This is a genomic window from Acetobacterium sp. (assembly GCF_039830195.1).
In the GTDB taxonomy this organism is placed as follows: Bacteria; Bacillota; Clostridia; order Eubacteriales; family Eubacteriaceae; genus Acetobacterium.
Genome location: NZ_JBDODG010000025.1, coordinates 1 through 17,213, shown reverse-complemented (window position 1 = coordinate 17,213; position 17,213 = coordinate 1). Strand labels below are relative to the sequence as shown.

Below are 17,213 nucleotides of genomic sequence, written 5' to 3'. Positions count from 1 at the left end.
ATTTCCTTCTCCCAATTGATTCTCATTTCAGCGCTCATTTTTTCAATAACTTTTTCATCTCATCAATACTCAAGATATTTTCTTTTCTTCTATGAATCATTCTGTGACAATTTGAACAAACAGGTATTAAGTCTTCAGCAGGATTTATAATCATCTCTCTATCTAGAGAATATAATGGCCGGATATGATGAATTTCTATAAACCCCCGACCTCTTTCACCATAAACTTCTTCAAAATCAAATCCACATATCCCACAAACTTTACCATGTATTTCAATAGCTTTCCTTCTGTTTAAAGGCTCTCTTTCATACTTTTTACTTGTAATATGTTTTATCGTTCCTTCAGATAATAAAGAAGTATCGTCATCAATTCCATCAATGAAGTCCTTCTCAATTATTGAAGGCTCAATAATCTCAACTTCAAAACCATTCGACAATGCATTCTTTTCAAATCTCATAATAGGTACTTTATTTGTCGATTTCCGATTATGCAAAAAGCATTCATACCACTCTGGTAACTTTTCTATTACCAAATCTGCAAATTCGTTAGACCAAAACAACCGTGTTCTGGGATTTTCCATCAAATCCGACTCAATATGAGCATCATATTCTTTTCCTTTATAAAATAAACATGTATCAATTCGAGTCCCTTTTTCAATATCCCCTTTAATAAAAAAATCTCTAATATCTTTTGGTATGGCCGTTCCATGATGCAAAAATGATGATTTATCCATTTCTTTTATAGCAACATTTAAATTCAATATTTTCCAAGAGTATGAAATAATAGGATATTGCGTTTCTTTTTTCATTTTTTACTTCCTTTTTACCTCAAAAATAAACCCCACCAGATGGCTTTTACTATCTGATGAGGTTCAAATATCATATTGCCTCTTCCATATGCATCAAATTAGTTTTAATTTTGCATCAATTGGCGTACGATTGGCGTATGGCGTAGGTTTTAACACCTCGCAAAGCCCTATTTATGGGATTCTATCAGTCGATAGGCTTCATTGTCGGGAAAAGAATAACATCTCTAATGCTATGCTGATTAGTAAACAGCATAACCAATCGATCAATTCCGATACCTAAACCACCAGTCGGCGGCAGACCCACTTCCAGGGCATTGATAAAGTCAGCATCAAAAGGATGCGCTTCATCATCACCGTCAGTTTTCTTCTGTACCTGAGACATAAACCGCTCTTTCTGATCAATGGGATCATTCAATTCGGAAAATGCATTGGCACATTCGGCGCCGTTTATATATAATTCAAACCGTTCCGTGTATCGCGGATCTTTAGGGTCTTTCTTGGCCAGTGGAGAAATTTCGACTGGGTGCATCGTCACAAAGGTTGGTTGGATAAGTTTATCTTCAACAAATTCGTCAAAGACTTCGGCCATAATTTCACCAACACTGTTTTTTCCATCCACATCCACGTGTAATTCTTTAGCTGCCGCCCGGGCGACTTCAACATCTGTCATGACATCAAAATCCACATTGGTATGTTCTTTGACTAAATCAACCATTCGTGCCCGTTTGAATGGAGCAGCCAGACTGATTTCTTGATCACCATAAATAACAGTTTCCGATTTATTTACTTCTTTAGCCAGAAAACTATAGAGTTCTTCAATCATTTTCATCAGATCGTCATAGTTTGCATATGCCTCATAGGACTCCAGTAATGTGAATTCAGGGTTGTGGGTGGCGTCCATTCCTTCATTTCTAAAAACCCGGCTCATTTCATAAACCTTATCGAATCCGCCAACAATTAATCGCTTGAGCGGCAGTTCCAGGGCGATTCGGCAGTACAGAGTGATATCCAGAGCATTATGATGGGTCATGAAAGGTCTGGCATTGGCGCCACCGGCCAGATTGGAAAGAACCGGTGTTTCTACTTCGATAAAATCTCGGGCATCATAAAACTCCCGTATTTTTCGCATAATCAGTGATCGCTTCTGAAAAACATCCTTCACTTCGGGATTTACAATCAGATCAACATATCGCTGTCGGTAACGAAGTTCCATATCTTTTAGGCCATGATATTTTTCAGGCAGAATCTGTAATGATTTGCTCAGCAGCGTCAGTTCTGATACTCTTACCGAGATCTGGCCCATTTTTGTTTTGAAAATTTCCCCTTTAACCCCAACGATGTCGCCGATGTCATAGGTTTTAATTTCGTCATACATATCTGGCAGGGCATCTTTTTTCAGAAATAATTGAATTCTTCCGGTGGAGTCCTGGAGATCATAAAAGGATACTTTTCCCTGGCCCCGTTTGGACATAATCCGGCCTGCCATGGTCACTTCTTTTTCTTCATAGTCATCATAAGTATCTTCCACTTTTTTTGCATGGGCACTTACGTTGAAACTGGTTTGTTCAAAGGGATTCTTCCCTGCATCTTGTAAAGTCTTTAATTTATCTCTTCTTATTTCTAGAAGTTCGCTAAGATTTTCTGTTGTCAATGTCTACTCCCCTATCTACGTATTTCTAAAATTTGATATGCCGCTTCGCCGTCTGGTATTTGCACCTTCACGGTATCGCCTACCTTTGCACCCAGCAGAGCCGACCCAATCGGAGACTCATTTGAAATACGGTTGTTTTTAGGATCAGATTCTGCTGATCCCACAATTTTGTATTCTGCGACTAAGTCCAATATTGGATTTTTAATTTTAACGATACTGCCAACGCCCACATCGTCGGTATGAATATCTTTTTCTACAATAACAACTGCTATTTTAAGCTTGTGTTCCAACTCCGAAATTCGGCCTTCAACAAACCCTTGTTCATTTTTCGCTTCATCATATTCAGCATTTTCACTTAAATCGCCGAACTCCCGAGCTGTTTTAATCCGATCTGCGACCTCGTGGCGCTTGACTGTTTTTAAATATTCCAGTTCTTTTTTTATGTTATTAAAACCGTCCTCGGTTATAACTAATTCTTTTCCATTCATGTTCATTTTATTCCTCCATCTGACACGATTCTCATTCTCATTCTCGAGTGCCATTTTTTCTTTCTATTTTTAGTTTTATGACTTGTGGTTTCGATTGACATTGTTTAAATGTTTTACTTGCCGATAACAGTTTTTCCCCACATGTAATGTACCAGTTTTTCCGGAACGATAACTGATCCGTCGGCTTGCTGGTAATTTTCTAAAATTGCGGCAAAGGTCCTGCCCACAGCCAGTCCCGAACCATTAAGGGTATGCAAAAAGCGGGTTTTCTTGGTTTCGCCATCTCTAAAGCGAATATTTGCCCGTCTGGCCTGGTAGTCTTCAAAATTTGAACAGGAGCTGATTTCGACATAGCGGTTGTAACTTGGCATCCATACTTCAATGTCGTAGGTTTTGGCAGAACTAAAGCCCAGATCTCCAGTGCATAATTCAACCACCCGGTAAGGGATCCCCAGTAATTGTAAAATATCTTCCGCATTGTTCGTTAAAGATTCCAGTTCTTCGTAGGACCGATCCGGATGAACAAATTTAACCATTTCGACCTTGTCAAACTGGTGGTTACGGATTAATCCCCGGGTATCACGACCAGCTGATCCGGCTTCCTGCCTGAAGCAGGGGGTATAGGCGGTGAAGTATTTGGGCAATTCCTCCTCGCCCAATATTTCATCGCGATAGATATTGGTTACCGGTACCTCGGCGGTCGGCACCAGAAAAAAGTCCTTACTTGGTAGATGAAAGGCATCTTCTTCAAATTTTGGCAATTGTCCGGTGCCGGTCATGCTTTCCCGATTCACCATAAATGGTGGCGAGATTTCGGTATAATGATGTTCTTCGCAATGGGTGTAAAGCATAAAGTTAATCAGTGCCCGTTGCAATCGGGCTCCATCGCCTTTGAACATGCTAAATCGGGCCCCGGTGATTTTGACCGCGCGTTCAAAATCGAGAATGTCCAGATCCACCCCAATATCCCAATGAGCTTTGATCTCGAAATCAAATTTTCGGGGTTCACCCCATTTTCTGATTTCCAGATTATCAGTGTCATCTTTTCCAACCTTGACTTGCGGGTTGGGAATATTCGGAAAATTCAGCAACTGAATTTTGATCTCATCATCGATTGTTTTGACTTCTGCATCCAGATCTTTAATCTTGTTTGACAGTTCCTTCATTTCAGCAAAAATCTCGGTACAATCTTTATTTTCTTTCTTTAAAACCGGAATTTGTTTGGACACCACATTTTGCCGGCTTTTCATTTCTTCAACCTGACCCAATGTTTCCCGACGTTTTTCATCTAATGCGGTAACAACGCTTAAATCGTATTGACCGCGTTTGTCCAAACCTGCCTGAACTTCTTCTTTATTTTCTCTTATGCGCTTTATATCGAGCATTTTTTCCTCCTGCTTTTAAAAACTTATGATCTTATCCTACTGAGTTACCCCAGTTAGTTGCGTAAGCTGAGCCAGAACCTGTTCTAACTCACTGATTTTTTGTCCATACCCTGCCCAGTTACCGGCTTTTTGTGCGTCTTGTGCTTCTTTAAATAGGGCATTCGCTTTCACCACTAATTCTGCGGTGGTTGATGTGCTTCCGGTGCTTTGGGTCGGTGGGTTATTACTCAGCAATTCCTGAATGTCAAAAACCTGTGCCAGCGCCAACTCCAGGGAGTCTGCCATGACAATTTCATTCTGGTAACACACCACCACTTTTTTTAATTCCGGCAGATTGTTTTCGCCACCAGGCGCTTGAATGTAAATTGGTTCCACATAGATAATCGCATTTTCGATCGGTATCGACATCAAATTACCCCGCAGAACCCGTGATCCCTGTTGTCCTAAAAGCGTCAATTGCGGTGAGATAATCGTATCCTGATCGATTCGCTGTTCGATCTGCATCGGACCATAAACCAACTGCTGTTTGGGAAACTCATACAAGATCAGCTGACCATAACCTGGGCCATCCGATACCCCTGCCAGCCAGGCAATCATATTATCCTTATCTTTTGGTGTAAAAGGCATCGTCAACATAAATTCAGCCTCTCGATCCGGTAGTTTCATAATGGTATAAGCCGATTCCACCGGTACCTCGGTTTTTTCAGATTCATAAAACTGGGTTGCCGTCTCCCATTGATCTTCCTTATTATAGAAGACCCTGGCATTTGACATATGATAGGTTTTATAAATATCCGATTGAATGTCAAACATGGTTTTTGAATACCGCAGATGTTGTTTGATTCCTTCCGGCATTTCTGAAAGATCTTTCAAAAATCCGGGGAATATTTTACTGTAGGTTTCCAGAACCGGTTCATTATCCACCTTGTAGAAGGTCACATCACCATTATAGGCGTCAACAACCACCTTCACCGAGTTACGCACATAATTATTGCCAGCCTCATCAACTGGCTGTGAGTAAGGATAGCGATCACTGGTGGTAAAGGCATCAACAATCCAATACAGACGGCCTTCTGAGATCACCATGTAGGGATCACTATCATAGCTTAAAAATGGAGCGATGGTTGAGACGCGTTCTGAAATATTGCGATGAATCAGCATCTTACTGTCAGCCGTGATTTCATTTGCCAAAAGCAGTTCCGATGAGCCATGATAGAGCGCGAATGCCAGTTTATTGATAAAGGACATTTGGATCCCCGCTGTCCCCGTGTAGGTTACCTCCTGGTTATCATTGCCCTGAGGATAATCAAACTCTGCTGTCGTACAGTTGGTGACAACGTAGCCGTAGTCATTTTCGCCGAAGTAAATCCGCGGTTCGTCAATGACCAGTTCGCTCACATCTGTAACCGGCGGAACATCTTTGACGATCAGATCCGGCTGTCCGACATTGTTTGTTTTATTGACCGGGGACACCGCTGTTCCAAAGCCATGGGTATACTTCAAGTGCTGATTGACCCAGGTCTTCGCTTCAGTGGGTAACAAGGTATTGTTCATTTCCCGGGCGCCCAGGAACACCTGGGTATAGACACCATTGACAAAATAGCGATCCACATCAACATCATAAAATTGATAGTAGTTCCTGATCCCTTGTAAAGAATTATACATTTCCTGGGTTGGTATTTGATCGTTAATTGGTATATTATCGATTGTAATTTGATTTTCTTTAATTTCTTTTGCGGTTATTTCCTGAGTTCCTGAAAACTCTCTTGTTTCAACGTTGGCTAAATCATAAGCCTGTTGCGTATACTCAATGTTATTGGCAATATACTGTTCTTCTTTGGTAAATTGGTTGGGGATAACAATCAGCGATTCATAGATTCCCTGGGCTGCTCCGCCTAAAATTACCACCACAATAAACAAGACCGGACCGGCCCCCATGAACAGATATTTTTTCTTATAGCCGGAAAATATGGATGTAACAGCCAGAACCAGACATAAAACGCCTTTAATAATGATGACCTTCAGTCCGACATCAATATCTGCCGCACCGGCGCCATAGACAATCCCGGAACTGGAGTACAGCAACTGAAAAGCTTCTAAAAAGCTGCCAATTGACAGGATTAAAAAAAGCACTCCTAAAAAAATGCCGATCTGCCTGGATGCAATCTCAAGATAGGATTTGAATATCCCCTTGGCATTATCTTTAATGGATTCCAGATCTTGTTCCCGGCTGAATTCGATTTTCTTGCCCTGATAGAGGATATAGGCCGTGTATAAAAAAGTCAAAACGACGATAACTGCAAAGAAACCGATAAAAATAGAAAAGACTTCCTGATATAATGGCAATCCAAAAAAATAAAGGGCCAGATCCTGATTGAAGATGGGATCTGTCAAATTGAATTGAGTCTGATTGATGAATTCCAGGATTTGGTACCAAAGCCGATCTGAGATTAAAATGGTCAGAAAAAAAGCGACAACACCACTCACACCAATTGCGAGGATATTCTGCTTTTTCGTTGCCTTTTGGACACTCCCGATGTAACTTGCTGAAATACGATTAAGCAACTTTAAATAAAAAAACAAAATAAGCATCAACCCAATAAAGATCGGAATACCTATTTGTGTTTTTGTAACCAGTTCTTTAAAGAAAATTTCAGTATATCCCATTTCCACAAACCAAAGATAATCGATATAAAATTGGTTCAGTGATAATAGAATCGTGAAAATTACTAACAACACACCTAATCCAATTAAGAGTGTTTTGTTTCTTTTTCTCATTTTTCCACTTCTTTCCTGATGTTATAGTATTTTTCTCTAATTTTATCATTATATCACATTTTTTTGACAATTCATTAATAAAATGCAATATTTCCGATTAAAAGAGGCTCATTCAAAAATTCATCTTTTTTCATTTACTGGCCGCCAAAACGTTAAGTGCGATTAGCCTTGAATCGGAAAGTCAAAATAGGTTTCGGGATACGGCTCGTCTGAAAGCGTAAAGTGCCACCACTCCTGCTGCATTGGTTCAAACCCCTCTGAACGCATCAGATAGCGGAGCTGGACCCGATTTTTACTTTGTTCCAGGGTAAGATGGTCATAATCGCTGTAAGAGACCTCCGAAAAGAAATCAAACATTCCACCCATATCGATTTCGGTCCCTGTTTCGATGTTTACCACCGTCAGGTCCACCGTGCTGCCCCGGGTATGGGAAGATTCCGGGGCGATAAAACCGCCATCGAAAATTTCCTGGCGCGTCTTCTCCGGATAATAGACGCTTTTGGTTTTCTCATCTTCGTCCAGCTTTCCCCAGCGAACAAAATGGTCCACTGCGCGCTTTGGTCGATACCCGTCAAAAACCTTTAATCCAAATCCTTCTTCCAGAAGTTGTTTTTGAACTCGCCCCAGGGCGATTGCCGCTTTTTCAGTTAATAAAATGATGGGGGCTTCATAGCCGTCGATTCTTTCGCCCACAAAATTATCTCCCGTATAGTATTTTACATCTGTCATGATTCCCGGGATTGCCAGAGTAATATCCACAAAATCACTGGGACGTACGATCATAATTTTTTTCATTGATTTTCCCCTAGTTTACGCTTGAAAATGTCTTTTTTCCTATTTTATACGATGATTGGCATGATTACCAGTAATAATTATCAAAATCAATGAAAGCATCAAATAATTTACTATATTATTATAGTAGCTTATTTGATGCTGAAACCTTGTTCATTTGACAATATCCAGTGAAATTCGACCATCCAGAATTTCGACAATGCGGTCTGCTTTTTCAGCAACCCGTCGGTCATGGGTAATGATGATAAAGGTGGTTCCCAGTTCCTGGTTGATCTTCCGGAAGAGTTGATAAATGCTGTCGGTGGTCTGAGAATCCAGATTACCGGTGGGTTCGTCGGCCAGAATAATTTTGGGTTGATTCATCAGTGCCCTGGCAATAGCGGTTCGTTGCTGTTGTCCCCCCGACATGTTTGTTGCCAAATTATTTTCCACCTTTTCCAGTCCCACCAGATTCAGGATTTCCCTGGCCCTCTGCCGACTTTGCTTATCAGCCTTGCCTTGGGCGATCCGATGTGGCATCAGCACATTTTCCAGGGCCGTAAACTCTGGTAACAGGTAATGAAACTGGAAAACAAAACCCAATGTTTCATTACGCAAGTCAGCCAAACGTCCTTTTGACATGTTTCTGGTAGATACGCCGTTGATAATTACTTCCCCTTTAGTTGGCCGATCCAGGGTTCCGATAATATTGAGGAGGGTACTTTTACCGCTACCAGACTCGCCAATTATGGCGTTAAAAGAGCCGGTTTTAAAGCCCAGATTCAGTTCATGAAGCGCGACCGTTTTAATCGTCTTGCCATAGACCTTTGATACCCCTTTGACTTCAACCACAAAATTATCCATTTTTAATTACCTCCATGGGGTCCAGTCTGGACACGCGAATGGCTGGAATTAAGGCCGCCAGGGTTGAAGCGATAATCGCAATTCCCGCTGAAATGCCGATAAAAACCCAGTCAATATAGAAGGGCACCAATGAAGACCCATCCGGATTGGTGACAAAGGTGGCAAATGACCAACTCAGTCCGATTCCCAGCCCGATACCGACAAAAGCCCCGAGGATGCCGAGCAAAAATCCCTGAAACAAAAAAACCAGACTGGCTTTGGGGTTATGCATTCCCATCGCTTTTAATATCCCGATCTGTCTGGACTTCTGGACGACACTGATGGCCAGGACACTGGCGATGCCCAATACCACTGAAACCAGAACAAAAACCTGAATCATCAGGCTTGAAGCGGTTTGCCCTGATAGCCCGGATAATAAGGCGGCATTTTCTTCCTTCCAGTTTGTCACAACTAAGGAATCGTCATCTAAGCGTTTTTCCACATCCATGGCCACTTCATCCGCAGCAAAGACATCCTGTACCTGCATTTCGATCTGCGATACGCCTTCACCGGTTTCCAAAAATGTCTGGGCTGTACCATTATTTGTTAGAATCCAAGATTCATTTAAAGACTTTACCTGCAAATCAAAAAAACCAGTTACCAGAAACTCTCCTATTTTTCCAGTCGGGGTGATCATTTCAATCGTATCGCCGATTGCTACGTTCAGGTTTTTTGAAAGGTCCTTTCCGATAATAACTTCATTTTCATTTATCCCCAGCTCGCCTTTAACCACCCGATCTGTTATTTTATAGATTCCCTGAGCAGTGTCCCAATCAAAACCTCTGATAATAATGGTAGTCGACTGATCGGGTGTTTTTAAGATGGCCGGCCCCTGAGTAACCGCCACAAGGTTTGTTATTTCTTCTGGATTGGCGGCTTTGATCGTTTTTATTTCAGCCTGGGGGTCTAAAATAAAATCACCATCTTCCTGGGGCGCAACGGTAATCTGCGGCGCACTACCCACCGTTTTATCGACCAGGCTTTTTTGAAGACCAGTGATCAGTGACCCGATGAATATCTGAACCGACACCCCGATCGCAATCCCCAAAACAATCAGAATGGTTTGACCCTTACTGGATTTTAAAAACCGCAAGGCTATATCAAATGCCAGTTTCATGATTTTCCCACCCTTCTGAAATTCTTACCACCGCGTCATAGCTATCCACATAATAATCACCGCCGATTTCTTTTACCACCGATAAATTATCTTTAAATGCTGCGCCACCTAAAATGATGCTGATTTCGTTGCCGAGAATTTTACGGACATCTTCAATGGTTCGCCTGGCGGCAACCAGATTGAAATAATTACTGACTCCCATCGCTATGACCTCGGGTCGCAATCGGACCATTGCCTGCAAAAGCGCTTCCGGCGGTGTATTACTACCTAAGAAATAGACCTGATGACCGCATAAGGTAAAGAAATCAGCAATCATCCGGGCACCAATGTCGTGGTATTCCTCGGCGGGACAGAAAATCATAATTTTTTTCCGCCCCGCTCTAAAGCTGTTACGCAGTCCTTCATTGATAACCCGGGGATAGCAGTATTCGATAACAGTACGAACCACCGATGTTCTAAAATGTTCTTTCCAGATTGCCACTGATTCTCGTCTTTCTTCCAGTTCCATTTTGTTTTGGGCGGGCATTAACAACTCGTTGTATAACTCCACAATGCCAACCTTTCCCGTTTCCAGGGCATCCAGTGCAATTCGCACGGCATTGGGTTTATCATCGTTTTCCAGACACTCCACAAATTTTTCATATAACATTTGCACACCATCCAATTTATAGATTATTAATAATTTATACCCCTGAGTTTGAAGAACAAACATGTCACCCGGTTAATTTGCAGCAATTCAAAAGAAAGAATCCCTGCAAATAAAATTTGCAGGGATTCTTATATGCTAAGACTATTAGAGGTCGATAACCCTTTTTCCAATGCTTTCCAATTTTTCTTCTGTCAATCCACAATCGAGTAAATAACCAAGCTCATCTAAAGTGCCTTGTCCCAAGGGAACTAACGTCGCTCCTGAGTCACTTCCCAATGCAATGTTCACACCCATTGCATCTGCTTTTTTTACCATCAACTGATGTTGTCTAAAATAAGCTTCCGATACTTTTTGATATTTTTTCATTGGACTCGTATCATCACATCTGGCTATATTGGCAAATGGTGCCAGGGTCGGCACCCAAACAACGCCACTCTCACGCATCGCATGCAGGCAGTCATCATTTATCCCATAGCCGTGCTCAATGGTATCCGCGCCGGATGTCAAAGCTATCATAATACCCTCTGGAGTGTTGGCATGAACCATGACCGATAAACCCTTTTGATGAGCATGATCAATCATCTCCGAACATTCACTTTTAGAAAACCCCACCGGTCCTGAGGCACCCAATGTGGTAAAACTCATGATTCCGGTTAAAATAATTTTTATGAAATCTGGCTTTTGTTTAATGAGTTGATTCATCTTCTTTATGCCATCATTAAGATTATCTACTGAGTCCCCTAAAAAATCACCGTAATGGCCTTTTTTAAAAAAAGCGCGAATGGGTGTCTTAACAATAAGATCAGAATCTTTTGAAACATCTCTAAGGATTATTCCCATTCCTGAACCATCCCCACCATCACGGATTGCCTGTACCCCTTTATTTTGATAGATTTGAATGAGGTCTTTCATCGTTTCCATCGCTAAATCATCAATTTCAGACGGTCTTAATCCTCTGAATTGACCCAAACCACAATGAACATGACAATCGATCAACATGTTTTTTTGTTTACGCAAACGTCATGAATCTCATCCGTTGCTTTAGATCTGTTCGGGCTTGTTCCAATTACTGTTATTTTCACCTTATCACCAACCTATAAACCTGCAATATTCAGAATTTTGGTGGATTTTATTCCCCAAAATAAAAAACTCCTCCTTTTTAAGGTAGACAGTTTAATGATATAAACGGTCCACCTTAAGAGGAGCATTTTAGAATTTCCGGCTCGGCCGACATTCAGTTTTGTTACTGATTATTATACTACTGGAGTTATTGGAGCAATTCCAGCCATATCAAGAATTTCGGGAATTCTGTTTTCCCAACCTAATGACATGATGTGAACGCCTTGTGCGTAATCTTTACATTCTTTGATCAGACGAGCACAGATTTCCACGCCAGTATCGCCAGCTTTTGTTTTTTCTTTATCAGCTTGCAATTCTTTAATCATATCATCTGGAACATGAACACCAGCTACATTGGCATTCATGTATCGGCACATGCCGACATTTTTAGGGATGATCAGACCCAGTTGAACTGGAACACCAAACTGTTTAGCTTGTTCCATGAATTTGATGAATTTTTCTGGCTCATAAACACCCTGGGTTTGGAAATATTCGCATCCAGCTTTCACTTTTGCTTCCATTTTTGCCAATTGGACATCAACAGAGTCGCTACATGGCGATACAACAGCGCCTTTAGCAAACTTAGGTGGTGCTCCATCAACTGCATTACCGGCAATGTCAAAGCCTTCTTCTAATCGTTTTACCGCATGAATTAACGAAACGGAATCCAAATCGAAAACAGGTTTTGCTTGAGGATGATCTCCCAATGTGGTGTAATCCCCTGTTAACAGTAATAAATTTTCAATGCCCAGTAATGCGGCACTTAATACATCAGACTGTAAAGCAATACGATTTCGGTCACGGCAGGTAATTTGAAAAATTGGGAGCAGTCCCTCATCTTTTAATACCTTACATGTTGCCAGTGAACCAGTACGCATGACTGAGGATTGGTTATCCGTTACATTCAATGCATGAACCCGGGTTTTTAAATATTCATGGGCATCTTTAATTAAGTGGTCAAGCTCAACTCCTTTTGGAGGTCCCACTTCTGCAGTTAATACAAACTCGCCACGTTGAAACAGCTCAGTTATTCTCATTTATAATTACTCCTAATCTTCTTAAATTGTTGGTTCTTCTGCGTTTGGATTGTGATAATTCCGCACTTTTGGTGCATCATATTTCATATTATCCAGTTTATTCAGTTTTTCCAATTTTCGGTAAATCCGTTCCCATCCGCATTCCATTTCCTTATCAACTTCGCACTTGCCTTCTTTGGCACCGCCACATTGGCCGTTGAGCAAACTTTTTGAACATGCAGTAATTGGACAAATTCCGCCGGTACCGTTCAGATAGCATTCGCCACACTGTCCACAATCAACATTCAGTGGTGTAACACCCTGGAATCCTGGTAATGGATAGGTATCGCAGCAGGAATAGACTCTTTTGCCCTCAAATTGAGCAGCAACCGTCTGAACCCCAACGCCACAGGAAAATACCAGAATGGTATCTGCCGCATTAATGACATCGGTATGTTTTTGCAATTGCAATTTTAAATTATCTGGATTACAGATGTAATCCGTTGTGATAATCTGAGTCACGCCGTTAAGGTCTTTTTGCAGTTCATCTGCTTCGTGTTCAGCGAAATAAACTTCTTTGCAGCCGTGACAGTTAATGATCACCGTTTTTCCTTGAGCCAGTGCTTCGATTGTTTCTTTTGATTTTAGTTGGGTAATCAGCATATTATTTACCCTCCCTTATGGCAGTTTTTCCGATTTTAATTCGTTCAACAATTGGAATTTTTGATGAACAGATATATTCACAGCATCCACATTCAATACAATCCATTGTATTCTGTGTTTTCATGCCTTCCCAGTCTTCTGACAGCGCATATTTGGTGAAATACAGCGGACGCAGTTCCATTGGGCAGACATCTGCACAACGGCCACACTTGATACATTCTACGGCTTCTTTAACAGTGGTTTCAACAGCAATAATACCATTGGAACATTTCAGCATTGGAACATTTAGGTTCGCCTGGGCGAATCCCATCATTGGGCCACCGATTTTAACCGTTACATCATCGCCTTTGACATCGCCGCAATGGTTGACGATATCTTTGACCGAGGTACCGATTTTGACCAAATAGTTGCCGGGTTTGTTCATGCGGTTACCGCTGACAGTCACAACACGTTCAACCAGAGGCATGCCCAATTGAATTGCATCGGAAACGGCTTTAGCTGTGCTCACGTTACATACAATTGCGCCAACATCCATTGGCAGGCCGCCACTTGGCACTTGTTTACCCATAACCCGTTTGATGAGCATTTTTTCAGCCCCTTGTGGGTATTTGGTTTTCGCAACGACGATTTCGATGTTTTCGATATCAGCAGTTTTTGCCTGCAGTAATTCAACTGCATCCAACTTGTTGTCTTCAATGGCAATCACGCCTTTTGGTGCGCCTGATGCTTTCATCATCGCTTTTAGACCATAAATTACTTCATCGGCATACGCCAGCAGAACCTGGTGATCCGCGGTCAGAATTGGTTCGCATTCACAACCGTTGAGTAAAACCAGTTCAATTGGTTTAGGTGATTTAAGTTTAACGGCAGTTGGGAATCCAGCCCCACCCATACCGACAACGCCTTTTTCACGAACGATTTCGATAATTTCATCAGCAGAAAGTGTATCAATATCACCAGCTGGTTTGACTGACTCGTCAAGGGTGTTCTTACCGTCTGACTGAATCACGATCGCTAAGCTATCCAGCCCGCTGATTGGATGCAATCGTGGTTCAACAGCAACAACCGTACCGCTGACGCTGGCATGAATCGCACTACTGACAACGCCTGCTGCCTGAGCAATTTTCTGACCCATTTTTACCTGCTGTCCAACTGTTACAATTGGTTCAGCTGGTGCACCAGCATGCTGTGACATAGGAATAACCACGTTCACTGGATCTGGGAAAGGAACCACTGCGATATGTTCACTCAACTCTTTAAATTCGGTTGGGTGAATTCCACCATAGTATCCTTCATATCGTTCTTCACGGACAGATTTTACATATTCGCTGACAAATTTGTGATTTACTTTGGAATAATCCCGAAGTTCCACGGGTTTGCTTAACAGTTCTTGCAAACGTCCTTGTTTTTCGAGTCTTTCATAGATGAGCTGCCATCCGCAATCCATCTCTTTGTCAACTTCACATTTGCCATTTTTAGCACCGCCACATTGACCATTCAGTAAGCTCTTTGAACAATCTACGACTGGGCAGATTCCTCCGGTCATGTTCAGGTAACACTGGCCACATGCTTCGCATAAGGTGGTTGTCAATGCCATGCCATGATAGCCATCAACAACAACGGAGTCGCTTGCAGCATATACTGGCATTTCCGCCATTCCTGCAATCGTCTGAATACCCAGACCACATGAAATAACAAACACATTTTTGGTTTCTTGGGGAATAAGACCTTGGAAGCTCTTTGATGTTAATGGTTCATTGCACAGAAAATCAATTCGTGCCGAGCCAACGATATTTTTGCCCTGTTCTTTGGCAATCTCTTCAAACAAACCGCATTCTGGTTCGTCAAAACTGTCGAGTTCCTTAAAACATTTATTACAAGCTATAACAAACAAATCATCCTTGTCTGCCAGAACCGCATCAAGCTCTTCCTTTCTTTTCAGTTTAAACTTTGTGTAATCCTCCAATTGTATACCTCCTTTGTTTTTTCAGATTTTATAAGTTATTTTGCATTTTACATGCTCGAATAACATGTTTAGCCAATAAAGCTGTTGTAATTGGGCCTGTTCCGCCGCCGCATCCTGGTGTAGCTGAAGTAATCATTGCTACCTTGTCTAAACAGTCTACGTGAGCATCCCCAGCACGAATTTTTTTGCCTTCTTCGTTTAATACAAATTCTTTGTTTTCGTCTTTCATCTGAGACATCGCAACGTCAATTAAAATACAGTCTTCGCTTAACATGTCAGCTCTTACTAAGCCGTAGATACCACATGCGGTTACAACGATATCCGCTTTTTTAGTGTAAGAAGCAGTATCTTTTGTATGTACGTGACACATAGTTACGGTCGCAAATTCGTTTGTCAGCATAATTGTAAGTGGTTTTCCTAAAACGTTAGAGTTATTAATAACAACAACATCTTTACCCTTAACATCGATATTATAGAATTTAAACATTTCCATAACGCCTTCAGCTGTACATGGGAAGAATCCTCTTTCATCGGCGATCATCAGTTTTCCTAAGTTTGTAGGGTTAAGAGCATCTGGATCTTTTTCTGGGCTTAACAGATATTTGATTTTTTCTGCATCGATTTGATCTGGAAGTGGTTGGAAGATTAAAACAGAATGAATATTTTTGTCTTCATTAATTGCCTGAAGTTTTGCAATGAAATCAGCTTCGGTTACATCGATTGGGAACTGAACAGATTCAACTTCAATGTTTGATTTTCCCATTCTGGTGATGATACTTTTTTCGTAAGAAATAGACCCTGGATCTTCACCAACTCGCATGATTGCCATTTTTACGACTATGCCTTTTTCTTTTAATGCATTAGCATCTGCTAGCACTTCAGCCAACATTGACTCGCTAACTTCTTTTCCACTTAATAATTTTGCTGCCATAATTATAATACTCCTCTTTGTTCAAAATTTTTTAATCGATCTTTTTAAATAGTTCTTTTATGAAAGTTGTTTTTCAACATCTGCATAAACGCGGTCACAAATTTCAACACCTTTATCCAACATCGGTTTAACTCGATTGTTAACATCTGCTACATAATCGGCGTCTTTAATTGTTTTAATATTAATTAAAACATTCACCCAACCACTGATCATCGCGGCTCTTAAACATTGAACACCGCAAGCAACATCACTGATGGCTAAAGCAGAACCTTTGCCGACCAGTTCTTCCTGTAATAAAACAGCTTTGTAACATACTTCAACGATTTCAAGCGGAATACTGCACGCAACCTTGGTGCATTCTTCTAAGGTTTTTTCTTTGTAAGCTTTTTCTTCTTCTGTTTCTTTGGGAAGACCATAGGCTTTTGCTAAAGGCATAAAGTTTTTTGCGTCTTCATCAATCATTGCTAGCAAACGATCTTGAAGAACCTGTGCTTCTTTTAAAATACGCTGAATATCTTCTTCATACTCCGCATATTTTTTCTTGCCGGTGGTCAAGTTGCAAACCATTCCAGCTAAAGCTGTTCCGATTGCACCAACTAATGCGGCTGCACCGCCACCACCTGGGACAGCTGCTTTGCTGTACAGGGCTTCAACAAATTCAGTACATTTTTTTTCTGAGATAGAACTAAAATCAGTTCCTACTGCATCAAATTCCATTCACAAACTCCACTTCAATTTTTATCGTATTTTTTTTAACAAACTTATTTATTGAAAGGGTTCCGAAGAACCCTTTTAATCAGCAACATATTTCTAGAATAAACCAGAAATAACACCATTTTCATCAACATCGATTTTTTCGGCTGCTGGTACTTTTGGCAGACCAGGCATTTTCATGATATCTCCGGTCAGGGCAACAATAAATCCGGCACCGGCTGAAATATTACATGAACGAACGGTAATTCTGAAAC

At 41.2% G+C, this 17,213-nt stretch carries 16 protein-coding genes; all 16 read right to left on the bottom strand.

What is annotated here, in order from left to right; genetic code table 11:
• Positions 1-34: 34 nt before the first annotated feature.
• Entirely contained in the window at positions 35-808 is a 774-nt protein-coding gene (locus ABGU93_RS08000) for an HNH endonuclease (protein ID WP_347412946.1), read from the bottom strand.
• A 184-nt stretch (positions 809-992) separates the two neighbouring features.
• Entirely contained in the window at positions 993-2,459 is a 1,467-nt protein-coding gene (gene lysS / locus ABGU93_RS07995; protein WP_347412945.1) for a lysine--tRNA ligase, read from the bottom strand.
• Between the two features lie 11 nt (positions 2,460-2,470).
• Entirely contained in the window at positions 2,471-2,947 is a 477-nt protein-coding gene (greA, locus tag ABGU93_RS07990) for a transcription elongation factor GreA (protein WP_347412944.1), read from the bottom strand.
• A 113-nt stretch (positions 2,948-3,060) separates the two neighbouring features.
• Positions 3,061-4,332, bottom strand: coding sequence for a serine--tRNA ligase (gene serS / locus ABGU93_RS07985; RefSeq protein ID WP_347412943.1), 1,272 nt, complete (start codon positions 4,330-4,332; stop codon positions 3,061-3,063).
• Between the two features lie 36 nt (positions 4,333-4,368).
• Positions 4,369-7,110 carry a UPF0182 family protein gene (locus ABGU93_RS07980; protein WP_347412942.1) on the bottom strand — a complete coding sequence of 914 codons (2,742 nt, stop codon included), beginning with the start codon at positions 7,108-7,110 and terminating at the stop codon, positions 4,369-4,371.
• Positions 7,111-7,272: 162 nt separating this feature from the next.
• Entirely contained in the window at positions 7,273-7,905 is a 633-nt protein-coding gene (locus ABGU93_RS07975) for a M15 family metallopeptidase (RefSeq protein ID WP_347412941.1), read from the bottom strand.
• A 150-nt stretch (positions 7,906-8,055) separates the two neighbouring features.
• Positions 8,056-8,745: an ABC transporter ATP-binding protein gene (locus ABGU93_RS07970; protein ID WP_347412940.1), complete on the bottom strand. Its 690-nt coding sequence runs from the start codon at positions 8,743-8,745 to the stop codon at positions 8,056-8,058.
• Positions 8,738-9,901, bottom strand: coding sequence for an FtsX-like permease family protein (locus tag ABGU93_RS07965; RefSeq protein WP_347412939.1), 1,164 nt, complete (start codon positions 9,899-9,901; stop codon positions 8,738-8,740). Before ABGU93_RS07965 ends, ABGU93_RS07970 begins: the two co-directional genes overlap by 8 nt.
• On the bottom strand, positions 9,885-10,550 hold the full coding sequence (locus ABGU93_RS07960) for a cobalamin B12-binding domain-containing protein (protein ID WP_347412938.1): 666 nt from the start codon (positions 10,548-10,550) through the stop codon (positions 9,885-9,887). Before ABGU93_RS07960 ends, ABGU93_RS07965 begins: the two co-directional genes overlap by 17 nt.
• A 144-nt stretch (positions 10,551-10,694) precedes the next feature.
• Positions 10,695-11,549 carry an amidohydrolase family protein gene (locus tag ABGU93_RS07955; protein WP_347412974.1) on the bottom strand — a complete coding sequence of 285 codons (855 nt, stop codon included), beginning with the start codon at positions 11,547-11,549 and terminating at the stop codon, positions 10,695-10,697.
• A 254-nt stretch (positions 11,550-11,803) separates the two neighbouring features.
• Positions 11,804-12,706 (bottom strand): methylenetetrahydrofolate reductase, encoded by a 903-nt coding sequence (locus ABGU93_RS07950; RefSeq protein ID WP_347412937.1) that lies wholly within the window; start codon positions 12,704-12,706, stop codon positions 11,804-11,806.
• A gap of 21 nt (positions 12,707-12,727) precedes the next feature.
• On the bottom strand, positions 12,728-13,348 hold the full coding sequence (locus ABGU93_RS07945; RefSeq protein ID WP_347412936.1) for a methylenetetrahydrofolate reductase C-terminal domain-containing protein: 621 nt from the start codon (positions 13,346-13,348) through the stop codon (positions 12,728-12,730).
• A gap of 1 nt (position 13,349) precedes the next feature.
• On the bottom strand, positions 13,350-15,314 hold the full coding sequence (gene rsxC, locus ABGU93_RS07940) for an electron transport complex subunit RsxC (protein ID WP_347412935.1): 1,965 nt from the start codon (positions 15,312-15,314) through the stop codon (positions 13,350-13,352).
• Between the two features lie 28 nt (positions 15,315-15,342).
• Entirely contained in the window at positions 15,343-16,245 is a 903-nt protein-coding gene (locus ABGU93_RS07935) for a tetrahydrofolate dehydrogenase/cyclohydrolase catalytic domain-containing protein (protein ID WP_347412934.1), read from the bottom strand.
• 57 nt (positions 16,246-16,302) lie between these two features.
• Complete coding sequence (locus ABGU93_RS07930) at positions 16,303-16,962, bottom strand: cyclodeaminase/cyclohydrolase family protein (protein ID WP_347412933.1); 660 nt, start codon at positions 16,960-16,962, stop codon at positions 16,303-16,305.
• Between the two features lie 93 nt (positions 16,963-17,055).
• The coding region (locus ABGU93_RS07925) for a formate--tetrahydrofolate ligase (RefSeq protein ID WP_347412485.1) at positions 17,056-17,213 on the bottom strand (158 nt) is incomplete at its 5' end.